This window comes from Pseudomonas helmanticensis (genome assembly GCF_900182985.1).
GTDB classification, from domain to species: domain Bacteria; phylum Pseudomonadota; class Gammaproteobacteria; order Pseudomonadales; family Pseudomonadaceae; genus Aquipseudomonas; species Aquipseudomonas helmanticensis.
This window is the reverse complement of sequence record NZ_FXUY01000001.1, coordinates 3,256,115-3,280,353: the sequence shown is the minus strand read 5'-3', so window position 1 is coordinate 3,280,353 and position 24,239 is coordinate 3,256,115. Positions and strand designations below refer to the sequence as shown.

The following is a 24,239-nucleotide window of genomic DNA, read 5'->3' as shown; positions in this document are numbered from 1 at the left end:
GCTCACAGGTACGCGGCGTTGGCCGCATCGAGGCGGCCCTGGGCGCGCAGGATCAATTCGCAGAATTCGCGTGCAGCACCTTCGCCACCACGGGCGCGAGTAACGCCGTGGGCGTGTTCGCGGACGAAATCGGCAGCGTTGGCAACAGCCATGCCCAGGCCTACCCGGCGGATCACCGGCAGGTCGGGCAGGTCGTCACCGAGGTAGGCGACCTGTTCATAGCTTAGGCCCAGTTGCTCGAGAAGACCGTCGAGAACCACCAATTTGTCTTCACGCCCCTGAAACAGGTGCGGGATGCCGAGATTTTTTGCGCGCCGTTCGACCACCGGGGTCTTGCGGCCGCTGATGATGGCGGTCTGCACGCCGGCATTCATCAACATTTTGATGCCTTGGCCGTCGAGGGTATTGAAGGTCTTGAATTCGCTGCCGTCTTCAAGGAAATACAGGCGCCCGTCGGTGAGGACGCCGTCGACGTCGAAAACCGCCAGTTTGATCGCTTTGCCGCGTTGCAGCAGATCGGTGCTCATTTACATGACTCCTGCGCGCAGCAGGTCGGAGAGGTTGAAGGCGCCAATCGGGCGATCTTCCTCGTCGACGACTACCAGTGCGTTGATTCGATGGTCTTCCATGATTTTCAGGGCTTCGGCGGCGAGCATCTCGGGCCGGGCAGTCTTGCCGTGTGCGGTCATCACCTGGTCGATGGTGGCGCTGCGGATGTCGATGCTGCGATCCAGCGTGCGGCGCAAATCGCCGTCGGTGAAGATCCCGGCGAGCTTGCCATCGGCTTCAAGGATGGCGGTCATGCCCAGACCCTTGCGGGTCATTTCCATCAACGCGTCCTTGAGCAGTGTGCCGCGCTGCACCTGCGGCAGTTCCTGGCCGGCGTGCATGACGTTCTCGACTTTCAGCAACAAACGACGGCCCAGCGCGCCACCCGGATGGGAGAAGGCGAAATCTTCAGCGGTAAAACCGCGTGCTTCGAGCAGGGCGACAGCCAGGGCATCGCCCATGACCAATGCCGCAGTGGTCGAAGAGGTCGGCGCCAGGTTGAGCGGGCAGGCTTCGTGCTCGACGTGAACGTTGAGGTTGACTTCGGCAGCCTTGGCCAGCGGCGATTGCGGGTTGCCGGTGACGCTGATCAGCTGGATGCCCAGGCGTTTGATCAGCGGCAGCAGGGTGACGATTTCGTTGGTCGAGCCGGAGTTCGACAGGGCCAGAATCACGTCGTCGCGGGTGATCATGCCCATGTCGCCGTGGCTGGCTTCAGCCGGATGCACGAAAAAAGCCGGAGTGCCGGTGCTGGCCAGTGTCGCGGCGATCTTGTTGCCGACGTGCCCGGATTTGCCCATGCCGACTACAACTACACGGCCCTTGCTGGCCAGAATCATCTCGCAAGCGCGTACGAAATCGGCGTCGATATGGGGCAACAAGCCTTGTACGGCTTCCACTTCGAGGCGGATGGTGCGTTGTGCCGATTGAATCAGGTCGCTGGATTGGCTCATGTCAGAAATCGTATAGCCCGATGAAAAGGCGGCGATTATAGCGGTTAAGTTGAAAAGCCTCACGCAAGTTCGTCGTGCTTTGTCATTCCTCGTTACCAAAACCCCGAAAAAGCCACTCCAACCCTGTCAGATTGCCGAACACAGGCCGGCACAGACCTTGGGCGCTTGGCCTTTGCAGTGATATAGTTCGCCGCCAGTTCGGCCTGCCCGGAGGGTATGTGCTTTCCCAGGAAAGCCAGGCGTCCGAGTGAGAGGCTGCATCGCAAGGAGTTTAGATGAGTGCCGATAACGCCTACGCGGTCGAGCTGAAGGGAGTCTCCTTCAAGCGCGGTGCGCGCAGCATTTTCAATAACGTCGATATCCGCATCCCGCGCGGCAAGGTCACCGGCATCATGGGGCCTTCCGGGTGTGGCAAGACCACGCTGCTGCGGTTGATGGGCGCACAATTGCGCCCAACCAGCGGCGAAGTCTGGGTCAACGGACAGAACCTGCCGAAGTTGTCGCGCAGCGATCTGTTCGATGCGCGCAAGCACATGGGCGTGCTGTTCCAGAGCGGCGCACTGTTCACCGACCTCGATGTTTTCGAGAACGTCGCTTTTCCCCTGCGCGTTCATACCGAGTTGCCGGAAGAAATGATCCGCGACATCGTCCTGCTCAAATTGCAGGCGGTCGGTCTGCGCGGTGCCATCGAGTTGATGCCCGATGAGCTGTCCGGTGGCATGAAACGTCGCGTTGCGCTGGCCCGGGCGATTGCGCTCGACCCGCAGATCCTCATGTACGACGAGCCGTTCGTCGGCCAGGACCCGATCGCCATGGGCGTGCTGGTACGCCTGATCCGTCTGCTCAACGATGCACTGGGGATCACCAGTATCGTGGTTTCCCACGATCTGGCCGAAACCGCGAGCATTGCCGACTACATCTATGTAGTGGGCGATGGCCAGGTGCTGGGGCAGGGCACGCCGGACGAATTGATGAATTCGGACGAGCCGCGTATCCGTCAGTTCATGACCGGCGATCCCGATGGCCCGGTGCCGTACCATTTTCCAGCGACGGATTACCGCGCAGATCTTCTGGGGAAGCGCTGATGCGCAGATTTTCATTAATAGAACGCGTACGCCGGTTCGGCGAGTCGGCGATCGACGCCGTCGCGGTGTTCGGCCGCGCGACACTGTTCCTGTTCCATGCCTTGCTCGGCCGTGGTGGAATCAGCGGCGGCTTCGGTCTGCTGGTCAAGCAGCTGCATTCGGTCGGCGTAATGTCGCTGGTGATCATCGTCGTTTCCGGCATTTTCATCGGCATGGTTCTGGCGCTGCAGGGTTTCAGTATTCTCTCCAGCTACGGTTCGGAGCAGGCAGTGGGTCAGATGGTGGCCTTGACCCTGCTGCGTGAACTCGGCCCGGTAGTGACGGCGCTGTTGTTCGCCGGACGTGCCGGCTCGGCATTGACCGCAGAAATCGGCAACATGAAATCCACCGAACAGCTTTCCAGCCTGGAAATGATCGGTGTCGACCCGCTCAAGTACATTATTGCTCCGCGGCTGTGGGCAGGCTTCATTTCCCTGCCGGTGCTGGCGATGATTTTCAGCGTGGTAGGCATCTGGGGCGGTTCGTGGGTAGCTGTCGACTGGCTGGGCGTGTATGAAGGTTCCTACTGGGCGAACATGCAGAACAGCGTGAACTTCACCAGTGACGTGCTTAACGGCGTCATCAAAAGTATCGTTTTCGCCTTTGTCGTGACCTGGATCGCCGTATTCCAAGGCTATGACTGTGAGCCCACTTCCGAGGGGATCAGTCGTGCCACTACCAAGACCGTGGTATTTGCCTCGCTGGCAGTGCTCGGCCTGGACTTTATTCTGACCGCTTTGATGTTTGGAGATTTCTGATGCAAAACCGCACCCTGGAAATCGGTGTCGGCCTGTTCCTGCTGGCAGGGATCCTGGCTTTGCTGCTGCTTGCTTTGCGGGTCAGTGGCCTGTCTCCGACGTCGACCACCGACTCCTATAAGCTGTATGCGTACTTCGACAATATCGCCGGTTTGACGGTCAGATCCAAAGTGACCATGGCCGGTGTGACCATCGGCAAGGTCACGGCAATCGATCTGGACCGCGACAGCTTCACCGGTCGGGTGACCCTGCAAGTGGATAAAAAGGTCGACAATCTGCCGACTGACTCCACAGCGTCTATCCTGACCGCTGGTCTGCTGGGCGAGAAGTACATCGGTATCAGTGTCGGCGGGGAAGACAAGCCGCTGAAGGATGGCGGAACCATCCATGACACGCAGTCGTCTCTGGTACTGGAAGACCTGATCGGTAAATTCCTGCTCAATACCGTTAGCAAAGACGCCAAATGAGGAGCTTTTGAATGATCTCTACCTTGCGACGTGGCCTGTTGGTGTTGCTCGCGGCATTGCCACTGATGGGTAACGCTGTGGCGGCACAATCGGCGCATGATCTGGTTCAGGACACCACGAACCGGATGCTTGCCAATCTGTCCGCCAATAAAGAGAAGTACAAGCAGGATCCAACTGATTTCTACGCGGCGCTCAACAGCATCGTCGGGCCAGTAGTGGATGCCGAAGGCATTTCCAAGAGCATCATGACGGTCAAGTATTCGCGCAAGGCCACGCCTGCGCAGATGCAGACCTTCCAGGAAAACTTCAAACGCGGCCTGTTCCAGTTCTACGGTAACGCCTTGCTCGAGTACAACAACCAGGGCATTACCGTCGATCCTGCCAAGGATGAGTCGGGCGATCGCACCAGCGTCGGCATGACCGTCAAAGGCTCCAGCGGTGCGATCTATCCTGTGCAGTACACGCTGGAGAAGATCGACGGCGAGTGGAAACTGCGCAATGTGATCATCAACGGCATCAACATCGGCAAGCTGTTCCGTGATCAGTTCGCTGACGCGATGCAGCGCAATGGCAATGACCTGGACAAGACCATCAACAATTGGGCAGGTGAAGTGGCCAAAGCCAAAGAGTCCACCGAAAAGAACCAAGCGCAATGAATGAGGCCGCAGTTCGTATGAGTGATGTCGACGAGCTATTGCTCAGCGGAGTGCTGGATTACCGCACCGGGCCTGACCTGCGCAAGGAAGGTCAGGCACTGATCAAGTCCAGCAAAGCGGCGTCGCTGGTGATCGATTGTTCGGCGGTGAAGAAATCCAGCAGCGTCGGTTTGTCGTTGCTGCTGTGCTTCATGCGCGATGCCCACGCGGCCGGCAAGGCTGTGAGCATCCGCGCGATGCCCGAAGACATGCGCGAAATCGCCCAGGTCAGTGAGCTGACCGAGCTGTTGGCGCACCCCTGAACCCGCATCTGTAAAGAAGCCCCCCGTCAGAGTCCTGCCATGCGGGGTTCGCAGGCGCGGGGCTTTTTTGTATGATGTCCGACCCGTGCGCACAGGGCGCCGATTGAGGTTGAGCATGCAGGCCGTAGAAGTGAAGAGCTTCCTTGAAGGAAAGCTGCCCCGAACGTTGGTAGAAGTTGAGGGCGAAGGCTGCAATTTCCAGCTGAACGTGATTAGCGATGAACTGGCGGCGTTGAGCCCGGTGAAGCGTCAGCAGCAGATCTATGCCCATTTGAACCCATGGATCACCGATGGCAGCATCCATGCGGTCACTATGAAATTTTTCAGCAGCGCGGCCTGGGCCGAGCGCACCTGAGCCTAAGGGCGTCGAGATTCTTATGGATAAATTGATTATTACCGGTGGCGCTCGTCTTGATGGCGAGATCCGCATTTCCGGGGCAAAGAACTCTGCCCTGCCGATCCTGGCTGCCACGCTGCTGTGCGATGGCCCGGTGACCGTTGGCAACCTGCCGCACCTGCATGACATCACCACCATGATCGAGCTGTTCGGTCGCATGGGCATTGAGCCGGTGATCGACGAGAAACTCAGCGTCGAAATCGATCCGCGCACCATCAAGACCCTGATCGCGCCGTACGAACTGGTGAAAACCATGCGTGCGTCGATCCTGGTACTGGGCCCGATGGTTGCCCGTTTCGGTGAAGCCGAAGTCGCCCTGCCTGGCGGTTGCGCCATCGGTTCGCGTCCGGTCGACCTGCACATCCGTGGCCTCGAAGCCATGGGCGCGGTCATCGACGTCGAAGGCGGCTACATCAAGGCCAAGGCGCCTGAAGGTGGCCTGCGCGGTGCAAGCTTCTTCTTCGATACCGTCAGCGTGACCGGTACCGAGAACATCATGATGGCTGCTGCTCTGGCCAAGGGCCGCAGCGTCCTGCAGAACGCCGCCCGCGAGCCTGAAGTGGTTGACCTGGCGAACTTCCTCAACGCCATGGGCGCCAAAGTGTCCGGCGCCGGTACCGACACCATCACCATCGATGGCGTCGAGCGTCTGGGTTCGTGCTTCTACAAAGTCATGCCTGACCGTATCGAAACCGGCACCTACCTGGTCGCTGCTGCCGTGACCGGTGGCCGCGTCAAGGTCAAGGACACCGATCCGACCATCCTTGAAGCGGTCCTGGATAAACTCCGTGAAGCCGGCGCAGAAATCACCTGCGGTGAAGACTGGATCGAGCTGAACATGCACGGCAAGCGTCCGAAAGCAGTGAACGTGCGCACCGCGCCGTACCCGGCTTTCCCGACTGACATGCAGGCACAGTTCATCTCGCTCAACGCCATTGCCGAAGGCACCGGTGCGGTGATCGAGACGATCTTCGAAAACCGTTTCATGCACGTGTACGAACTGCACCGCATGGGCGCCAAGATCCAGGTCGAAGGCAACACTGCCATCGTTACCGGTACTGAAGTCCTGAAAGGCGCGCCAGTGATGGCTACCGACCTGCGTGCTTCGGCAAGCCTGGTGATCTCGGCACTGGTTGCCGAAGGCGATACGCTGATCGACCGCATCTACCACATCGACCGTGGTTACGAGTGCATCGAAGAAAAACTGCAGATGCTGGGCGCCAAGATCCGTCGCGTTCCGGGCTGATTGCTGGATTGGGACACAGGGACGTGTCCACTGAGTTTAAGAGTCGAGCCGGTTTCCGGCTCGATGTGTGTCCGGCGCCGATTGCGACCGGACATAAGTACCTTGATAAGGACTGACGTTTCCCATGTTGACCATCGCACTGTCCAAGGGCCGCATCCTTGACGACACCCTGCCGCTTCTCGCCGAAGCGGGCATCGTGCCGACCGAGAATCCGGACAAGAGCCGCAAGCTGATCATCCCCACGACGCAGGACGACGTTCGTCTGCTGATCGTGCGCGCCACCGATGTGCCGACCTATGTCGAGCATGGCGCGGCCGATTTGGGCGTTGCCGGTAAAGACGTGTTGATGGAATACACCGGTCAGGGCCTCTACGAGCCACTGGACCTGCAGATTGCCCAGTGCAAACTGATGACCGCCGGCAAGATCGGCGCGCCAGAGCCCAAGGGCCGTCTGCGTGTGGCGACCAAATTCGTCAACGTCGCCAAGCGTTACTACGCCGAGCAGGGCCGTCAGGTCGACATCATCAAGCTCTACGGCTCGATGGAACTGGCACCGCTGATCGGTCTCGCCGACAAGATCATCGACGTGGTCGACACCGGCAACACCCTGCGCGCCAACGGCCTGGAGCCTCAGGAACTGATCGCCACGATCAGCTCGCGCCTGGTGGTCAACAAGGCTTCGATGAAAATGCAACACGCCCGAATCCAGGCGTTGATCGACACCCTGCGCAACGCAGTGGAATCGCGACACCGCGGCTGATTTACCTGCGCGACCCCAGGTCGCGCCGTCTATCCGCCTCATAGCCAGAATTCTCAGGTGCCTAAGCGGATCGAATGATAGTTTCGGGCGCCTGAGTTTTTGCCATTCCTATGAGGCTCTCGCTATGACCGCAACGACTGCAATTCGCCGACTCAACGCTGCTGACCCGGATTTCGCGCATCATCTGGATCATCTGCTGAGCTGGGAAAGTGTGTCTGACGACTCGGTCAATCAGCGGGTGCTGGACATCATCAAGGCTGTGCGCGAACGCGGTGACGCAGCGCTGGTCGAGTTCACCGAGAAGTTCGACGGCCTCGAAGTCGCTTCGATGGCTGACCTGATCCTGCCGCGCGAGCGCCTGGAACTGGCGCTGACGCGGATTACCGTGGCACAGCGCGAAGCCCTGGAAAAAGCTGCGGCCCGCGTGCGCAGCTACCACGAGAAACAGAAACAGGATTCGTGGAGCTACACCGAAGCCGACGGCACTGTGCTCGGCCAGAAGGTCACGCCGCTGGATCGCGCCGGTCTGTACGTGCCGGGCGGCAAGGCGTCGTACCCGTCGTCGGTGTTGATGAACGCGATTCCGGCCAAGGTCGCCGGCGTAACCGAAGTGGTCATGGTCGTGCCGACCCCGCGCGGTGAAATCAACGAACTGGTGTTGGCGGCTGCGTGCATCGCCGGCGTTGACCGGGTGTTCACCATCGGTGGCGCGCAAGCCGTCGCAGCGCTGGCTTATGGCACCGAAAGCGTGCCGAAAGTCGATAAGGTGGTGGGTCCGGGCAACATTTATGTCGCCACGGCCAAGCGTCACGTCTTCGGTCAGGTCGGCATCGACATGATCGCCGGCCCTTCGGAAATTCTCGTGGTGTGCGACGGCCAGACCGATCCGGACTGGATCGCCATGGACCTGTTCTCGCAAGCCGAGCACGACGAAGACGCGCAGGCGATTCTGGTCAGCCCGGACGCCGAGTTCCTCGACAAGGTCGCGGCGAGCATCGACAAACTGCTGCCGACCATGGACCGCGCGACCATCATCGAAACCTCGATCAATGGTCGTGGTGCGCTGATTCACGTGAAGGACATGGCGCAAGCCATCGACGTCGCCAACCGCATCGCCCCGGAACACTTGGAGCTGTCGGTCGCTGACCCGCAAGCCTGGCTGCCGCAGATCCGCCACGCCGGCGCAATCTTCATGGGCCGTCACACCTCAGAAGCGCTGGGCGACTACTGCGCAGGCCCGAACCACGTGTTGCCGACTTCCGGCACCGCGCGATTCTCCTCGCCGCTGGGCGTGTACGACTTCCAGAAGCGTTCGTCGATCATCTTCTGCTCCGAGGCCGGTGCTTCCGAGTTGGGTAAAACGGCATCGGTACTGGCACGTGGCGAATCGCTGAGTGCGCACGCGCGCAGCGCCGAATACCGCATCAAAGACGCAGACTTTCTAAAAGGGCAGGGGAACTGAGCGATGAGTAAATTCTGGAGCCCGTTCGTCAAGGATCTGGTGCCGTACGTGCCGGGCGAACAGCCGAAGCTGACCAAACTGGTCAAGCTCAACACCAATGAAAACCCCTACGGCCCATCGCCAAAAGCCCTGGCGGCGATGCAGGTTGAGTTGAATGACAACCTGCGTCTGTACCCGGATCCGAACAGCGATCTGCTGAAAACTGCCGTCGCCCAGTATTACGGCGTGCAGAGCAATCAGGTGTTCCTCGGCAACGGTTCGGACGAAGTGCTCGCGCACATTTTCCACGGTTTGCTGCAGCATGATCAGCCGCTGCTGTTCCCGGACATCAGCTACAGCTTCTATCCGGTTTATTGCGGTTTGTATGGCATCAAGTTCAACGCGGTGCCGCTGGATGCGCAGTTCCAGATCGACCCGGCCGACTACGCCAAGCCGAATGGCGGGATCATCTTCCCTAACCCGAACGCACCGACCGGTTGCCTGCTGGCGCTGGATGCAGTCGAGCAAATCCTCAAGGCCAACCCGGATTCAGTTGTGGTTGTTGATGAGGCGTACATCGACTTCGGCGGCGATACGGCGATCAGTCTGGTCGATCGTTATCCGAACCTGCTGGTGACGCAGACGCTGTCCAAGTCGCGTTCGTTGGCGGGTTTGCGCGTTGGTCTGGCGGTGGGGCATCCGGATCTTATCGAAGCGCTGGAGCGGATCAAGAACAGCTTTAACTCGTATCCGCTGGATCGTCTGGCGATTGTCGGTGCTGCTGCTGCGTTCGAAGATCGCGAGTATTTCGACAAGACCTGCCGATTGGTGATCGAGAGCCGTGAGTGGGTGATCGCGCAGTTGCAGGCCAAGGGTTTTGAAGTGCTGCCGTCGGCGGCGAATTTCATTTTTGCGCGGCACCCGCAGCATGATGCGGCGGGACTTGCGGCCAAGTTGCGCGAGCAAGGCGTGATTGTGCGGCACTTCAAGCAACAGCGGATTGCGCAGTTCCTGCGGATTTCGATTGGCACGCCGGAGCAGAATCAGGCGTTGATCGACGGCCTGGGTGAGCTTTAAAGGCAAGAGCCCCTCACCCTAACCCTCTCCCAAAGGGAGAGGGGACTGATTGGGGGATGCTGTTGAATTGCACTGACCTGATGCTGCTTTACCGAATCCATAATCGACTCGGTCTTTCAGGTCGATGTACCTCACAAGACAACTCGGTCGGCTCCCACTCCCAAAGGGAGAGGGGACTGATTGGGGGATGCTGTTGAATTGCACCGACCTGATTCTGCTTTACCGAATCCATAATCGACTCGGTCTTTCAGGTCGATGTACCTCACAAGACAACTCGGTCGGCTCCCACTTCCAAAGGGAGAGGGGACTGATTGGGGGATGCTGTTGAATTGCACCGACCTGATTCTGCTTTACCGAATCCATAATCGACCCGGTCTTTCAGGTCGATGTACCTCACAAGACAACTCGGTCGGCTCCCTCTCCCTCCGGGAGAGGGCTGGGCGGGCGGCGTTTCCGATGAGGGTATGCTCTTATTCGTGATGCGGCTCGCCAAGGAATGTCAGCGAGCTGAACAGCCCACGACTATTCACATCAACACTGTCCTTCACCGAAACCTCAACCTGCGCCGCAATCACATTCAATCCTTCATTTCTCACCAATACCTGCGCACGACCGTCCTTGTCGGTCTCGGTGCTCAAGGTGTTCGGCGCACTGCGATAGTCGCCAATCAACTTCACCCCTGCCGCCGGTTTGCCATCCAGCAACACCCGCACCGGCAATGATTTCCCAGGCCCCACAGTCAACGGATCAACCTCCGGCAGGATCAGCAATTTGATCTGCTCGAGTTTCGGCAACTTGGCCCCCGGCTGATAAATCGCCAAGCTGTACTTGAACGTCTGGGTGGACTCGACAGCCCCCGGCACTTTGCTGCGACCTTCGTTGATCCACTTCTTGTCGGCGGTTTGCGACCACATGCCGTTGTTCAGTGCCACGGCCAGCACCGCCGGCGTTTCCAACGGTTTCAATCTCGCGTGATCCGCCAGACGCTCGACGCTGACCGGAATCATCTTGCCGCCCACATCGTAGGCCCAGGCACCGCTGATTTTCTGTGCCTTGAAGGCGTTGTCTTCGGCGCCATGGCCGTAGATCACTTCGATATTGCCACGGCGTTGTTCGGTCCAAAGGCCATGGGCCGAGACCTGGCCGGCGAACAGCGCGGCGATGAGCACAAGGGTTTTGCCGTATTGCATGGGGGACTTCCTTTTACAGGTTGAGAGTCAGGCTGACGGTGAAATTGCGCGGCTCGCCTGAGTTGACCCAGTAGTTGCTGTAGGAGCGCTCGTAGTATTTTTCGTCGAAGACGTTGTTCAGATTCAGGCCGACGGTGACGTTGTCGCTGGCCTTGTAGTGAGCCAGCAGGTCGACGGTTTGATACGCCGGCAATTCAAAATCGCTACCGGATTCACCGGAGCGGTCGCCGACATACGTGAACGCCGCGCCGACATCCGAGCCACGCAAACGCCCATCCTGAAACTCATACACGCCAAGCAGACTGCCGCTGCGTTTGGCCACGCCGAGGATGCGGCTGCCGGTGGGAATCACTGCGTCACCCTGGGTGACTTCGGCGTCGATGTAGGCAAAGGCGCCGATCACGCGTACGGCATCGGTGACTTGCCCGGTGACCTGCCAATCGAAACCGCGACTACGCGCCTTGCCCATCGCACGGCTGGTGTCGGTGGCCGGATCGAGGGCGAGGACGTTTTCCTTGTCGATGTGGAAGAAGGCGAGGGTGCTGCTCAGGCGGTCGTCGAACAGTTCGCTCTTGATCCCGATTTCGTAGCCGACACCTTCTTCCGGGTCGAAGGATTTGCCGGACGCGTCGAGGCCATTGTTCGGTTTGAACGAGGTCGAGGCATTGGCAAACAGCCCGGTTTCTGGCGTCAGTTGATAGAGCAGGCCGGCACGTTGGGTGAGGGCGTCATGACGCTGGTTGCTCGTTGCGTTGCGACTGTGGTCGTCGATGTGTTGATCAAAATGCTCGAAGCGCGCACCGATCATCCCGCGCAGTTTGTCGGTGAAGATGATTTGGTCCTGCAGATTCAGCGCATGGCTTTCGACGTGTTCGAACGTGTCAGTGCCCGAGCGTGCGCCGTTGGGTTTCGCCTGACCGTAGATCTGTTTGTAGATGTCGATGGCGTAAGGGCCGCCGGCGATGCTGGTGACACGCTCGTTTTTGCGGAAGTTTTCGTATTCGCTGCCGATCAGCAGTTCGTGTTGCCATGGGCCGAGGTCGAACAGACCGCGCAGCTCGAGCTGGGTGATGCTGTCGTGCCAACGGGTATCGCGTTCGCGATAGCGACGGTTGTCGGTGCGGTCATCAGCGCTCAGCGGGCGGTTTTCCGAGGCGTAACCCCAGAGTTTGCCTTCCTTGTAATGACTGGCCAGGCGCAGCTTCCAGCTGTCGTTGAGGTGATGTTCCAACATGGCCTGAAGCAGATTGTTGTGGTTGTCGATGTTGCCGTCGTTGGGTTCGCCAAGGAAGGTCGAGCGCGAAACGCCGCTCCACTTGTTGTTTGGCGCGACGATGCCGCGATCGAACGTGGAGCTGTGACGGACGATCTCGCTTTCCACCAGCAGCGAGGTATCCGGATTCAACTGCCAGCTGATCGAAGGTGCGACGAACACGCGGTGACTGTCGACGTGATCGCGAAAGCTGTGGTTGTCCTCAATTGCCAGGTTAATCCGCGAGAGCACATTGCCCTGATCATCCAGCGGCGTGTTGACGTCCAGCGCGCTGCGATAACGATCCCAACTGCCGGCGCTGGTTTGCAGGGTGGTGAAGGCTTCGGCTTGCGGCTTCTTGGTGACGATGTTCACCGTGCCGCCAGGATCGCCTCGACCATACAGACTGGCGGCCGGGCCTTTGAGCACTTCGATGCGCTCGATATTGGCCGCATCCGGTGTGCTCGGGTAGCCGCGATTAGCGCTGAAACCGTCCTTGTAGAACTCGGACGTGGTGAAGCCGCGCACGCTGTATTCGTAAAGCGTCAGGCCGCCGAAGTTGTTTTGCTTCGACACGCCGCCAGCGAAATCCAGTGCGCGCTCGACGCTGCTGCTGCCCAGATCCTTGAGCACGCTGGCCGGCACCACGCTGATCGCCTGCGGAATATCGCGGATCGCGGTGTCGGTTTTGGTCGCGCTGGACGAACGCGTGGCGCGATAGCCCTTGACCGGGCCGGTCGGCGATTCGTAGTCGGAAATGACGCTGATGGCGTCGAGTTCGAGGGGTTCGGGTTCTTCGGCGAAAGCTGGATCGACCAGCAGGCCAAGGCTCAGGCCGAGCAGCGAGGCCTTTGTTCGAGACGACATGTTATGTTGTTCCAATTCTTAGAATTGAAACAATATAACATGCCTGTTGAGAATGTCTTTTATTCGCGCGCTTGGCGCGAAAAAAGTCTTACTCTTCTTTTTCCTGCACCGGCGCCGGTGGCGGGCGCAAGCCGATTTCAGCGCTCAGCTTCAACTCTTTGCCGTTGCGCATCACCTGAATCGTCACCTTGTCGGTCGGTTTGATCCGCGCGACCTGGTTCATCGAACGGCGACCATCACCGGCCGGCTCGCCATCAATGCTCAGAATCACGTCACCCAATTGCAGGCCCGCCTTCTGCGCAGGGCCATCGCGGAAGATCCCCGCAACAACAATCCCCGGACGCCCGGACAAACCGAACGACTCGGCCAGTTCCTGCGTCAGCGGTTGTACTTCAATGCCCAGCCAGCCACGAATCACCTGGCCGTGCTCGATGATCGACTTCATGACTTCCATCGCCAGTTTCACCGGGATGGCAAAACCGATGCCCTGCGAGCCGCCGGACTTGGAGAAGATCGCCGTGTTGATGCCGGTCAGGTTGCCGTTGGCATCGACCAGCGCGCCGCCGGAGTTGCCCGGGTTGATCGCCGCGTCGGTCTGGATGAAGTCTTCGTAGTTGTTCAGGCCCAACTGATTGCGCCCGGTGGCGCTGATGATGCCCATGGTTACGGTCTGGCCAACACCGAACGGGTTGCCGATGGCCAGCGCAACGTCGCCGATACGAATGTTGTCGGAGCGGCCGACGGTGATCGCCGGCAGGCTTTTCAGGTCAATCTTCAAGACCGCAAGATCGGTTTCCGGGTCGCTGCCGATGACGCGGGCGAGGGTTTCGCGACCGTCTTTCAGGGCGACCACAATCTGATCGGCACCGCTGGTCACGTGGTTGTTGGTGAGGATGTAGCCTTCCGGGCTCATGATCACGCCGGAACCAAGGCTCGACTCCATGCGTTTCTGCTTCGGCGAGTTGTCACCGAAGAAGCGCCGGAATTGTGGATCTTCGAACAACGGATGCGCCGGTTTGTTGATGACTTTGGTGGTGTACAGGTTGACCACCGATGGCGCCGCGATGGTCACCGCGTCGGCATAGGACACCGGGCCCTGCTGCACGCTGGTGGTTTGCGGCGCCTGTTGCAGGTTGACGTCGAGGCTCGGCAGCCCGACCCACTGCGGGTAACGCTGAATAATCAACAGAGCGATAAGCACGCCGGCCAACAGCGGCCAGCCCATAAAACGTAGCGCCTTGAACATTAAGCACGTCCTGGAAGAGTTGCAGGCGGGGTCAGACCGCCCATAATGTCGCGCATTATACGAGGCCGCGCGCGCCTCTGAACGGGATATTTAGGAGTCTTTCATGGCCGTTGCCCTCAGCACCCTCGTCGAAGAAGCCGACCGTTACCTTGGCAGTGCGAAAATTGCCGATTATTGCCCCAACGGCTTGCAGGTCGAAGGCCGTCCGCAGGTGATGCGCATTGTCAGCGGCGTCACCGCCAGTCAGGCCTTGCTGGATGCCGCCGTCGAGGCCGAGGCCGATCTGGTGCTGGTGCATCATGGTTATTTCTGGAAGGGCGAAAACCCGTGCATCACCGGCATGAAGCAGCGTCGACTGAAGACCCTGCTCAAGCACGACATCAGTCTGTTGGCCTATCACCTGCCGCTGGACCTGCACCCGGACGTTGGCAATAACGTGCAGCTGGCTCGCCAACTGGACATCACGGTGGAGGGGCCGCTGGATCCGGACAATCTTAAGATCGTTGGTCTGGTCGGTTCGCTGAAAGACCCGATGACCGCGCGCGATTTTGCCCGCAAGGTGCAGGAAGTCATGGGCCGCGAGCCACTTTTGATCGAGGGCAACCCGATGATCCGCCGGGTCGGCTGGTGCACCGGTGGCGGTCAGGGCTATATCGATCAGGCCGTCGCGGCGGGCGTCGATCTGTATCTCAGTGGTGAAGCGTCCGAGCAGACCTTCCACAGCGCCCGCGAAAACGACATCAGCTTCATCGCCGCCGGCCACCACGCCACCGAACGCTACGGCGTGCAGGCGCTAGGCGACTACCTGGCGAAACGCTTCGCCCTCGAACACATCTTCATCGACTGCCCAAACCCGATCTGACGAACACCGCTCCCCTGTGTAGGAGCTGCCGAAGGCTGCGATCTTTTGATCTTGTTTTTTAAAAGACCAGATAAAAAGATCGCAGCCTTCGGCAGCTCCTACAGGGGGCATCGCCCAAACGAGTGGGCATATTCATATACCCTTTCGATCTAGTTGGCGTCCTGATTAGAAGAGGCCGCTGTGCTAGGATTTCCCGCTCGAACACGGCCCGCTGGCCGTTCATAAGAAAGTTTTCGTGAGTAGCCATGGTCGACAAACTGACGCATCTGAAACAGCTGGAGGCGGAAAGCATCCACATCATCCGCGAGGTGGCCGCCGAGTTCGATAACCCGGTGATGCTGTACTCCATCGGTAAAGACTCCGCCGTGATGCTGCACCTGGCACGCAAGGCGTTCTTCCCGGGCAAACTGCCGTTTCCGGTGATGCACGTCGACACTCGCTGGAAATTCCAGGAGATGTACAAGTTCCGCGACAAGATGGTCGAAGAACTGGGCCTGGACCTGATCACCCACATCAACCCCGATGGCGTGGCGCAGAACATCAACCCGTTCACCCACGGCAGCGCTAAACACACCGACATCATGAAGACCGAAGGCCTGAAACAGGCGCTCGACAAGCATGGTTTCGACGCAGCCTTCGGCGGCGCCCGTCGCGATGAAGAGAAATCCCGCGCCAAAGAGCGCGTGTACTCGTTCCGCGACAGCAAGCACCGCTGGGACCCGAAAAACCAGCGCCCAGAGTTGTGGAACGTCTACAACGGCAAGGTCAACAAGGGCGAATCCATCCGCGTATTCCCTCTGTCGAACTGGACCGAACTGGACATCTGGCAGTACATCTACCTCGAAGGCATCCCGATTGTGCCGCTGTACTTCGCCGCCGAACGTGAAGTGATCGAGAAGAACGGCACGCTGATCATGATCGACGACGAGCGCATCCTCGAACACCTGTCCGACGAAGACAAAGCGCGCATCGTCAAAAAGAAAGTGCGTTTCCGCACCCTTGGCTGCTACCCGTTGACGGGCGCGGTGGAGTCCGAAGCCGAGACGCTGACGGACATCATCCAGGAAATGCTCCTGACGCGAACTTCCGAGCGCCAGGGCCGGGTCATCGACCACGATGGCGCAGGCTCGATGGAAGACAAAAAACGTCAGGGTTATTTCTAAGGGGTTGTCATGTCGCACGTATCTGATTTGATCAGCGAGGACATCCTCGCCTACCTGGGCCAGCACGAACGTAAAGAGCTGCTGCGCTTTTTGACCTGCGGTAACGTCGATGACGGCAAGAGCACCCTGATCGGGCGCTTGCTGCACGACTCGAAGATGATCTACGAAGATCACCTCGAAGCGATCACCCGCGACTCGAAGAAAGTCGGCACCACCGGTGACGACATCGACCTGGCCTTGCTGGTCGACGGCCTGCAGGCCGAGCGTGAGCAGGGCATCACCATCGATGTCGCCTACCGCTATTTTTCCACCGCGAAACGCAAATTCATCATCGCCGACACTCCCGGCCATGAGCAGTACACCCGCAACATGGCCACCGGTGCCTCCACCTGTGACCTGGCGATCATCCTCGTCGATGCGCGTTATGGCGTGCAGACCCAGACCCGACGCCACAGCTTCATCGCGTCCCTGTTGGGGATCAAACACATCGTCGTCGCCATCAACAAGATGGATCTGAAAGACTTCGATGAAGGCGTGTTCGAGTCGATCAAGGCTGACTATCTGAAGTTCGCCGAAGGCTTGAAGATGAAGCCGACCAGCATGCACTTCGTGCCGATGTCTGCCCTCAAGGGCGACAACGTGGTGAACAAGTCCGAGCGCTCGCCTTGGTACAAAGGCCAGTCGCTGATGGAAATCCTCGAGACCGTGGAAGTCGCCGGCGATCGCAACTTCACCGATCTGCGTTTCCCGGTGCAGTACGTCAACCGTCCGAACCTGAACTTCCGTGGTTTCGCCGGCACGCTGGCCAGCGGCATCGTCAAGAAAGGCGACGAAGTGGTGGTGCTGCCGTCGGGCAAGAGCAGCCGCGTGAAATCCATCGTCACCTTCGAAGGTGAACTGGAACACGCAGGTCCAGGTCAGGCCGTAACGCTGACCATGGAAGACGAAATCGACATCTCCCGTGGCGACCTGTTGGTGCATGCCGACAACGTGCCGCCGGTCACCGACAGCTTCGAAGCGATGCTGGTGTGGATGGCTGAAGAGCCGATGCTGCCGGGCAAGAAATACGACATCAAACGCGCCACCAGTTACGTGCCGGGCTCGATTGCCAGCATCGTCAACAAGGTCGACGTGAACACGTTGGAAGAAGGCCCGGCGAGCGCGTTGCAGCTCAACGAAATCGGCAAGGTGAAGATCGCGCTCGATGCGCCGATCGCCCTCGACGGTTACGAAAGCAACCGCACCACCGGCGCGTTCATCATCATCGATCGCTTGACCAACGGCACGGTTGGCGCCGGCATGATCGTCGCGCAGCCAGTGACACACGGCACCGCCACGCACCACGGCAAACTCGCGCACGTTGCCACTGAAGAACGCGCTCAGCGTTTCGGCCAGCAACCGGCTACCGTGCTGTTCAGCGGTCTGTCGGGCGCGGGCAAGAGCACGCTGGCGTATGCGGTCGAGCGCAAGCTGTTCGACATGGGCCGTGCGGTGTTTGTGCTGGATGGGCAGAACCTGCGTCATGACCTGAATAAAGGTCTGCCACAGGATCGCATCGGCCGTACCGAAAACTGGCGTCGTGCCGCGCACGTGGCGCGTCAGTTCAACGAAGCCGGCCTGGTGACCCTGGCCGCGTTCGTTGCACCGAGTGCCGAAGGGCGCGAGCAGGCCAAGGACCTGATCGGCAAGGATCGTCTGTTGACGGTCTACGTACAGGCTTCGCCGGCCGTGTGCGCCGAGCGTGATCCACAAGGTCTGTACGCTGCTGGTGGCGACAACATCCCGGGCGAATCCTTCCCGTACGACGTGCCGCTGAATGCCGATCTGGTGATCGACACGCAGACGCTGAGTCTGGAAGAAAGCGTCAAGCAAGTGCTGGATCTGCTGCGTCAGCGTGGCGCGATCTAAGCGTTAGCTGCCAAACAAAAAGCCCGCCGATGAGTGATCATCGGCGGGCTTTTTTATTCGGGCCAACTCGGTCAATTGTAGGAGTGAGCCTGCTCGCGATAGCGGTGTGTCATTCAACATTGTTGGTGGCTGATCCACCGCCATCGCGAGCAGGCTCACTCCTACAGGGGATTAGAGCTTGCCTGGATATTCGCGGTGCATCTGTTCGAGCAGCGCATCCTTGTCCAGCCACAGCTGATTGATCCAGCCCTGAAACTGCAAGCGATACTCACCGTCCTGATCGTAGTTCTTGCCGATGAATTGCTGCGGGATCTTCAGCTCTGCAAAATGCACCACCACATCGCGCACATTGCCGCACAGCAAGTCCCAAAACCCCGGACGCCCGGCCGGATAGTGAATCGTCACATTGACGATCGACTCCAGTTGCTCACCCATCGCATCCAGCACAAAGGCAATCCCGCCAGCCTTCGGCTTGAGCAGGTATTTGAACGGCGATTGCTGTTGCGCATGTTTGCCTTCGGTAAACCGCGTCCCCTCGACGAAGTTGAAAATCCCCACCGGATTATTGCGAAACTTCGCACACGTCTTGCGCGTGGTTTCGAGGTCTTTGCCTTTCTTCTCCGGATGCTTGGCCAGGTACGCCTTGGAGTAGCGCTTCATGAACGGAAAGCCCAGCGCCCACCAGGCCAGACCAATCACCGGCACCCAGATCAGCTCCTGCTTGAGGAAGAACTTCAGCGGCTGAATACGACGGTTAAGCACGTATTGCAGCACCAGAATATCGACCCAGCTCTGGTGGTTGCTGGTGATCAGGTACGAGTGCTGATAGTCGAGGCCTTGCAAGCCGCTGATGTGCCAGCGCGTGCGGCGTACCAGGTTCATCCAGCCCTTGTTATTGCTGATCCACGCTTCATGGGTGTGGCTCATCAGCCAACCGGCGATGCGTTGGGTCAAGGCAAACGGCAAGGCCTTGACCAGCGCCACGCAGAACAGAAACGAGCAGAGCAGAATCGTGTTGAGCGCCAACAGTAGCGAGGCGATCACACCGCGCACGGGTGCAGGTAGAAAATCCAGCATTTACACATCCATAGGTCGGTTGGCGGCTTGAATCGCGGTGAGGGCGATGGTGTAGACGATGTCGTCGACTTGCGCGCCGCGCGGCAAATCGTTCACCGGTTTGCGCAGGCCTTGCAGCATCGGCCCGAGGCTGACGCAATCGGCGCTGCGCTGTACGGCTTTGTGCGTGGTGTTGCCAGTGTTCAGATCCGGGAAGACAAACACCGTGGCGCGACCGGCGACCTGACTGTTCGGCGCCAGTTGCCGGGCTACTTCAGCGTTGGCGGCGGCGTCGTATTGCAGCGGGCCGTCGATCAGCAGCGAGTGCTGTTGTTCGTGAGCGAGCAGGGTGGCCTCGCGGACTTTTTCGACTTCTTCGCCGGTGGCCGATTCGCCGCTGGAGTAACTGATCATCGCCACACGCGGGGTGATGCCGAACGCCGCTGCCGAGTCGGCGCTTTGCAGGGCAATCTCGGCCAGTTCGGTGGCGCTTGGGTGCGGGTTCATCACGCAGTCGCCGTACACCAGCACTTCTTCCGGGAACAGCATGAAGAACACCGACGACACCAGCGTGCAACCCGGTGCGGTCTTGATCAACTGCAAGGCCGGGCGAATGGTGTTGGCGGTGGTGTTGATCACACCGGAAACCAATCCGTCGACTTCATCCAGCGCGAGCATCATGGTGCCGATCACCACGGTGTCTTCCAGTTGCTGCTCGGCCATCGGTGCGTTGAGGCTTTTGGTTTTGCGCAGGGCAACCATCGGCTCGACGTAGCGCTCGCGGATCAGGTCCGGATCGAGAATCTCCAGCCCCGGCGGCAAGACGATGCCTTGCGCGCGAGCGACGGCTTCGACGTCTTCCGGTTTCGCCAGCAACACGCAACGGGCAATCCCGCGCTCCTGACAGATCGCCGCCGCTTGCACGGTGAACGGCTCGCTGCCTTCTGGCAGGACGATGCGCTTGTTCGCCGCTTGCGCACGCTGGATCAATTGATAGCGGAACACCGCCGGCGACAGGCGCATTTCCCGTGGCGTACCGCAGCGCTGGTGCAGCCATTTGGCGTCGAGATGGCTGGCGACGAAATCAGTGATGATCTCCGCACGCTCGCGGTCATCGATCGGGATTTCCTTGTTCAAACCGTTGAGCAGGTTGGCGGTGTCATACGAGCCGGTGCTCACCGATAACACTGGCAAGCCGGCCTGCAACGCGCCTCGGCACAGATCCATGATGCGCGGATCGGGCAGGGTGTCGCTGGTCAGCAACAGGCCGGCCAGCGGCACGCCGTTAATCGCCGCGAGGCTGACGGCGAGGATGATGTCGTCGCGGTCCCCCGGCGTCACCACCAGCACGCCGGGCTTGAGCAGCTCGACGGTATTGCGCATGGTCCGCGCGCAAATGATGATTTTGGTCATCCGCCGGGTTTCGTAGTCGCCGGCGTTGAGCACTTGTGCGCCCATCAGGTCGGCGACGTCGCGGGTGCGTGGCGCGTTGAGTTCGGGCTGGAACGGAATGCAGCCGAGCAAGCGGAAATCACCGCTGCGCAGCAACGGCGAATGCTCCTTCAGGCGCGTGGCAAAGGCTTCAATGCTCTCGTCGGTCTTGACCTTGTTGAGGATCACCCCGAGGACTTTCGGGTCCTTCGGGCCACCGAACAATTGCGCCTGCAGTTCAACCCGACCGGAGAGTTCGGCGAGCACTTCGTTTTCCGGCGCCGAGACCAGAATCACCTCGGCATCGAGGCTTTTGGCCAGATGCAGGTTGACCCGCGCGGCATAGCTGGCGCTGCGGGTCGGCACCATGCCTTCGACGACCAGCACGTCTTTGCCGATGGCGGCTTGCTGATACAGGGTGATGATTTCTTCGAGCAGCTCATCGAGCTGACCGTCGCCGAGCATCCTCTCTACGTGAGCGAGGCCCAATGGTTGCGGCGGTTTCAGGCCGTGGGTGCGCGCCACCAGTTCGGTGGAGCGCTCAGGGCCGGTGTCGCCCGGATGCGGCTGGGCGATCGGTTTGAAGAAGCCGACTTTCAAGCCGGCGCGCTCCAATGTACGCACCAGCCCGAGGCTGATGGAGGTCAGACCCACGCCAAAATCGGTGGGCGCGATAAAAAAAGTTTGCATGCGAATTCTCTAAGGGTGCATGGCAATGGTGTCAGCTTATGTCTGGCTGACTACCGAAATTCAGTCGCCAAGGTTATCGCTAACCGAGGCTTGAGCGCACCAACCGCAGGCAAAGGGTTGGCCTATTTTTTCAATACGTTGCGCCGGGTCGAGCACCCACGCCCGCGATTGCCAGGGCGGCTGGTGACGCAAGTGTTGGGTGTGGCCACAGGAAAGCTCGGCCACCCAATGGCCCTCTTCGTCCTGATGGAAGCCTGTGATCGTCGAAACCCGTTTGTCCGGGTTGTGTTCGCTTTCGCGCGATTGCTTCGCTAAACTTGGCCTTTCTATATTCTTCTGCAAAAGGTCTCGCCCCATGCTGATCGCCGCCAATAAGGCTGTCTCCATCGACTATACCCTGACCAACGACGCTGGTGAGGTCATCGACAGCTCCGCCGGCGGCGCTCCGCTGGTCTACCTGCAAGGCGCAGGCAACATCATCCCGGGCCTGGAAAAAGCTCTGGATGGCAAAGCTGTCGGCGACGAACTGGAAGTTTCCGTTGAGCCGGAAGATGCTTACGGCGAATACGCCGCTGAACTGGTCAGCACCCTGAGCCGCAGCATGTTCGAAGGCGTTGACGAGTTGGAAGTCGGCATGCAGTTCCACGCTTCGGCGCCGGACGGCCAGATGCAGATCGTCACCATCCGTGACCTCGACGGCGACGACGTGACTGTTGACGGCAACCACCCGTTGGCCGGTCAGCGCCTGAACTTCAAAGTGAAGATCGTTGACATCCGTGATGCCAGCCAGGAAGAAATCGCTCATGGCCACGTCCATGGCGAAGGTGGCCATCACCACTGATTTTCTGCGCTAAGCTTCGAGTACTGGAGAGGCGCCTGCGGGCGCCTTTTTAGTCCGCGGCTGTCCTTGGTGGCCTCGCCAAGTGGCTGTTTCGAGTAGAACATCGGAATCCTGGAGTTCGTCATGAGTGCTTTTCACGACCTTAAGTTGACAGCCCTGGATGGTCAGGAGCTACCGCTGGCGCCGTTCAAGGGCCAAGTCGTGCTGGTGGTCAACGTCGCCTCCAAGTGCGGCTTGACGCCTCAGTACGCGGCGCTGGAAAACCTCTATCAGCAATTCAAAGGCAAAGGCTTCAGTGTGCTGGGCCTGCCGTGCAACCAGTTTGCCGGCCAGGAACCCGGTTCTGAAAAGGACATTCAGGATTTTTGCAGCCTCAACTATGGCGTGACGTTCCCGTTGTCGAGCAAGCTCGAAGTCAACGGTCATGACCGTCATCAGTTGTACCGCTTGCTGGCGGGCGAGGGCGCGGAGTTTCCCGGTGACATCACCTGGAACTTCGAGAAATTCCTGCTCGGCAAGGATGGTCGCGTGCTGGCGCGGTTCTCGCCGCGCACGGCCCCGGATGATCCGACCATCGTGCATGCGATTGAAAAAGCGCTGGGCTGATAAAGCTAGTTCAAAAGATCGCAGCCTTCGGCAGCTCCTACAGGGAAACCTTATCCCCGTGTAGGAGCTGCCGAAGGCTGCGATCTTTTGCTTTGCGTCTTTTAATCCTTAATCACCAAAATCAATAATGCTGTTCAAAGGCCTCGGTCCTCCATATTATCGCCGTCATAAAGCCATCTCTGTGGAGCTTATCGATGCCCGTTCAAGCCTTGTTCAAACCGTTCCACCTCGGTGCCCTCGAACTGCCGACCCGTGTGGTCATGGCGCCGATGACCCGCTCTTTCTCGCCAGGCGGCGTGCCTAATTCGAAAGTCATCGAGTACTACCGCCGTCGCGCCGCCGCAGGGGTTGGCCTGATCATCACCGAAGGCACCACCGTCGGTCACGTGGCCTCCAACGGTTACCCGAACGTGCCGCAATTCTTTGGTGAAGCGCCGTTGGCCGGCTGGAAAAAAGTCGTCGACGCGGTGCACGCCGAAGGCGGCAAGATCGTTCCGCAACTGTGGCATGTCGGCAGCGTGCGTCGCATCGGCACCGAGCCGGACGCCAGCGTGCCGGGTTACGGCCCGTCGGAAAAGCTCAAGGACGGTCAGGTCGTGGTACACGGCATGAGCAAACAAGACATCCAGGACGTGATCGCAGCCTTCGCCCAAGCGGCTAAAGAAGCGCAAAGCATCGGCATGGACGGCGTCGAGATCCACGGCGCGCACGGTTACCTGATCGACCAGTTTTTCTGGGAAGGCAGCAACCAGCGCAGCGACGAATACGGCGGCAGCCTTGCCAACCGCTCGCGTTTCGCCATCGAACTGATTCAAGCGGTGCGTGCTGCGGTCGGCGAAGGTTTCCCGATCATCTTCCGTTTCTCGCAGTGGAAGCAGCAGGATTACACCGCGCGTCTGGTGCAAACCCCGGAAGCGCTGGGCGAGTTCCTCAAGCCGTTGTCCGACGCTGGCGTGGATATTTTTCACTGCTCGACGCGGCGTTTCTGGGAGCCGGAGTTCGATGGCTCTGACCTGAACCTGGCGGGCTGGACCCGTAAGCTGACCGGTAAACCGACCATCACCGTTGGCAGCGTCGGCCTGGATGGCGAGTTCCTGCAGTTCATGGTCAATACCGACAAGGTCGCGCAACCGGCCAGTCTGGAGAACCTGCTGGAGCGTTTGAACAAAGAGGAATTTGATCTGGTGGCAGTGGGCCGCGCGCTGCTGGTCGATCCGGACTGGGCGCAGAAAGTCCGCGAAGGGCGTGAGCAGGACATTCTGCCATTCAGCCGTGAGGCGTTGATGACGCTGGTTTAAGCGGCGGCTGTACTGACGCCATCGCGAGCAGGCTCACTCCTACAATTGGAATGCATTCCCCCTGTAGGAGTGAGCCTGCTCGCGGTAGCGGTCTCCAAG

24 protein-coding genes are annotated in these 24,239 nt (G+C 59.6%); 16 read left to right on the top strand and 8 right to left on the bottom strand.

All coding sequences use genetic code 11. The features are described from left to right. Nucleotides 1–2 precede the first annotated feature (2 nt). Nucleotides 3–527, bottom strand: coding sequence for a KdsC family phosphatase (locus tag QOL84_RS14790; protein WP_042557670.1), 525 nt, complete (start codon nucleotides 525–527; stop codon nucleotides 3–5). Then, nucleotides 528–1,502 carry a KpsF/GutQ family sugar-phosphate isomerase gene (locus QOL84_RS14785; protein WP_064388002.1) on the bottom strand — a complete coding sequence of 325 codons (975 nt, stop codon included), beginning with the start codon at nucleotides 1,500–1,502 and terminating at the stop codon, nucleotides 528–530. Between the two features lie 275 nt (nucleotides 1,503–1,777). Between QOL84_RS14785 and QOL84_RS14780 the strand changes: the two genes are divergently transcribed. From QOL84_RS14780 to hisC, 10 genes are all read left to right on the top strand, one after another. Next, nucleotides 1,778–2,587 carry an ATP-binding cassette domain-containing protein gene (locus QOL84_RS14780; protein ID WP_129389183.1) on the top strand — a complete coding sequence of 270 codons (810 nt, stop codon included), beginning with the start codon at nucleotides 1,778–1,780 and terminating at the stop codon, nucleotides 2,585–2,587. Next, complete coding sequence (gene mlaE / locus QOL84_RS14775) at nucleotides 2,587–3,384, top strand: lipid asymmetry maintenance ABC transporter permease subunit MlaE (protein ID WP_129389185.1); 798 nt, start codon at nucleotides 2,587–2,589, stop codon at nucleotides 3,382–3,384. Before QOL84_RS14780 ends, mlaE begins: the two co-directional genes overlap by 1 nt. Further along, nucleotides 3,384–3,851 (top strand): outer membrane lipid asymmetry maintenance protein MlaD, encoded by a 468-nt coding sequence (gene mlaD, locus QOL84_RS14770; protein ID WP_129389188.1) that lies wholly within the window; start codon nucleotides 3,384–3,386, stop codon nucleotides 3,849–3,851. Before mlaE ends, mlaD begins: the two co-directional genes overlap by 1 nt. An 11-nt stretch (nucleotides 3,852–3,862) precedes the next feature. Further along, nucleotides 3,863–4,507, top strand: a complete 645-nt coding sequence (locus QOL84_RS14765; protein ID WP_283437675.1) for an MlaC/ttg2D family ABC transporter substrate-binding protein — start codon at nucleotides 3,863–3,865, stop codon at nucleotides 4,505–4,507. Further along, a complete protein-coding gene (locus QOL84_RS14760; protein WP_283437674.1) occupies nucleotides 4,504–4,809 on the top strand; it encodes an STAS domain-containing protein in 306 nt (101 codons plus the stop codon). Before QOL84_RS14765 ends, QOL84_RS14760 begins: the two co-directional genes overlap by 4 nt. 115 nt (nucleotides 4,810–4,924) lie before the next feature. Continuing rightward, nucleotides 4,925–5,164, top strand: a complete 240-nt coding sequence (locus tag QOL84_RS14755) for a BolA family protein (RefSeq protein ID WP_283437673.1) — start codon at nucleotides 4,925–4,927, stop codon at nucleotides 5,162–5,164. Nucleotides 5,165–5,186: 22 nt separating this feature from the next. After that, complete coding sequence (gene murA, locus QOL84_RS14750) at nucleotides 5,187–6,452, top strand: UDP-N-acetylglucosamine 1-carboxyvinyltransferase (RefSeq protein ID WP_053117117.1); 1,266 nt, start codon at nucleotides 5,187–5,189, stop codon at nucleotides 6,450–6,452. Nucleotides 6,453–6,576: 124 nt separating this feature from the next. Then, the gene (gene hisG, locus QOL84_RS14745) at nucleotides 6,577–7,212 is read left to right on the top strand and encodes an ATP phosphoribosyltransferase (RefSeq protein ID WP_007912384.1); all 636 of its coding nucleotides are present in this window, start codon (nucleotides 6,577–6,579) and stop codon (nucleotides 7,210–7,212) included. Nucleotides 7,213–7,336: 124 nt separating this feature from the next. Further along, complete coding sequence (gene hisD, locus QOL84_RS14740) at nucleotides 7,337–8,674, top strand: histidinol dehydrogenase (protein ID WP_283437672.1); 1,338 nt, start codon at nucleotides 7,337–7,339, stop codon at nucleotides 8,672–8,674. A 3-nt stretch (nucleotides 8,675–8,677) separates the two neighbouring features. Beyond that, complete coding sequence (gene hisC, locus QOL84_RS14735) at nucleotides 8,678–9,730, top strand: histidinol-phosphate transaminase (RefSeq protein ID WP_283437671.1); 1,053 nt, start codon at nucleotides 8,678–8,680, stop codon at nucleotides 9,728–9,730. A 470-nt stretch (nucleotides 9,731–10,200) separates the two neighbouring features. Here the strand turns inward: hisC and QOL84_RS14730 are convergent, their stop codons facing one another. The 3 genes from QOL84_RS14730 to algW form a co-directional block, all read right to left on the bottom strand. Next, complete coding sequence (locus QOL84_RS14730) at nucleotides 10,201–10,920, bottom strand: DUF4198 domain-containing protein (RefSeq protein ID WP_283437670.1); 720 nt, start codon at nucleotides 10,918–10,920, stop codon at nucleotides 10,201–10,203. A 13-nt stretch (nucleotides 10,921–10,933) separates the two neighbouring features. After that, nucleotides 10,934–13,039, bottom strand: coding sequence for a TonB-dependent siderophore receptor (locus QOL84_RS14725; protein WP_283437669.1), 2,106 nt, complete (start codon nucleotides 13,037–13,039; stop codon nucleotides 10,934–10,936). An 88-nt stretch (nucleotides 13,040–13,127) separates the two neighbouring features. After that, entirely contained in the window at nucleotides 13,128–14,285 is a 1,158-nt protein-coding gene (gene algW, locus QOL84_RS14720; RefSeq protein WP_129389209.1) for a Do family serine endopeptidase AlgW, read from the bottom strand. Between the two features lie 103 nt (nucleotides 14,286–14,388). On the opposite strand from algW, the gene QOL84_RS14715 reads away from it, so the two are divergent. The 3 genes from QOL84_RS14715 to cysN all read left to right on the top strand — a co-directional run bounded on the left by QOL84_RS14715 (nucleotide 14,389) and on the right by cysN (nucleotide 18,218). After that, the gene (locus QOL84_RS14715) at nucleotides 14,389–15,147 is read left to right on the top strand and encodes a Nif3-like dinuclear metal center hexameric protein (protein ID WP_283437668.1); all 759 of its coding nucleotides are present in this window, start codon (nucleotides 14,389–14,391) and stop codon (nucleotides 15,145–15,147) included. Nucleotides 15,148–15,392: 245 nt separating this feature from the next. Beyond that, nucleotides 15,393–16,310, top strand: a complete 918-nt coding sequence (gene cysD, locus QOL84_RS14710; protein ID WP_008085033.1) for a sulfate adenylyltransferase subunit CysD — start codon at nucleotides 15,393–15,395, stop codon at nucleotides 16,308–16,310. 9 nt (nucleotides 16,311–16,319) lie between these two features. Further along, the gene (gene cysN, locus QOL84_RS14705) at nucleotides 16,320–18,218 is read left to right on the top strand and encodes a sulfate adenylyltransferase subunit CysN (RefSeq protein ID WP_283437667.1); all 1,899 of its coding nucleotides are present in this window, start codon (nucleotides 16,320–16,322) and stop codon (nucleotides 18,216–18,218) included. 171 nt (nucleotides 18,219–18,389) lie between these two features. Here cysN and yihG read toward each other — a convergent pair whose 3' ends face one another. Genes yihG through QOL84_RS14690 form a run of 3 tightly spaced genes read right to left on the bottom strand, consistent with a single transcriptional unit; the run spans nucleotide 18,390 to nucleotide 21,782 of the window. Next, nucleotides 18,390–19,295, bottom strand: coding sequence for a 1-acylglycerol-3-phosphate O-acyltransferase, YihG family (gene yihG, locus QOL84_RS14700; protein WP_283437666.1), 906 nt, complete (start codon nucleotides 19,293–19,295; stop codon nucleotides 18,390–18,392). Next, nucleotides 19,296–21,395, bottom strand: a complete 2,100-nt coding sequence (gene pta, locus QOL84_RS14695) for a phosphate acetyltransferase (RefSeq protein WP_283437665.1) — start codon at nucleotides 21,393–21,395, stop codon at nucleotides 19,296–19,298. Nucleotides 21,396–21,455: 60 nt separating this feature from the next. After that, nucleotides 21,456–21,782 carry a DUF3565 domain-containing protein gene (locus QOL84_RS14690; protein ID WP_283437664.1) on the bottom strand — a complete coding sequence of 109 codons (327 nt, stop codon included), beginning with the start codon at nucleotides 21,780–21,782 and terminating at the stop codon, nucleotides 21,456–21,458. On the opposite strand from QOL84_RS14690, the gene QOL84_RS14685 reads away from it, so the two are divergent. The 3 genes from QOL84_RS14685 to QOL84_RS14675 all read left to right on the top strand — a co-directional run bounded on the left by QOL84_RS14685 (nucleotide 21,751) and on the right by QOL84_RS14675 (nucleotide 24,140). Further along, a complete protein-coding gene (locus tag QOL84_RS14685; protein WP_008085027.1) occupies nucleotides 21,751–22,236 on the top strand; it encodes an FKBP-type peptidyl-prolyl cis-trans isomerase in 486 nt (161 codons plus the stop codon). The genes QOL84_RS14690 and QOL84_RS14685 overlap by 32 nt on opposite strands. 123 nt (nucleotides 22,237–22,359) lie before the next feature. Further along, complete coding sequence (locus tag QOL84_RS14680; protein WP_077571144.1) at nucleotides 22,360–22,842, top strand: glutathione peroxidase; 483 nt, start codon at nucleotides 22,360–22,362, stop codon at nucleotides 22,840–22,842. Between the two features lie 194 nt (nucleotides 22,843–23,036). Beyond that, nucleotides 23,037–24,140 (top strand): NADH:flavin oxidoreductase, encoded by a 1,104-nt coding sequence (locus QOL84_RS14675; protein WP_283437663.1) that lies wholly within the window; start codon nucleotides 23,037–23,039, stop codon nucleotides 24,138–24,140. The last annotated feature ends 99 nt before the right edge of the window (nucleotides 24,141–24,239 follow it).